At 48.0% G+C, this 229-nt stretch carries 1 rRNA gene; it reads right to left on the bottom strand.

What is annotated here, in order from left to right:
* A 16S ribosomal RNA gene (locus tag ACTHSQ_RS11505) occupies positions 1–229 on the bottom strand; the annotation flags it as partial.

Raw genomic sequence — 229 nt, forward strand, 5'->3', positions numbered from 1 at the left:
GACTACTAGGGTATCTAATCCTGTTTGATCCCCACGCTTTCGTGCCTCAGCGTCAATAAAACCATAGTAAGCTGCCTTCGCAATCGGTGTTCTGAGACATATCTATGCATTTCACCGCTACTTGTCTCATTCCGCCTACCTCTAGTTCATTCAAGCCCATCAGTATCAAAGGCACTGCGATAGTTGAGCTACCGTCTTTCACCTCTGACTTAACAGGCCGCCTACGCAC

Source organism: Neisseria sp. P0009.S008 (assembly GCF_051958615.1).
Lineage (GTDB): Bacteria > Pseudomonadota > Gammaproteobacteria > Burkholderiales > Neisseriaceae > Neisseria > Neisseria subflava.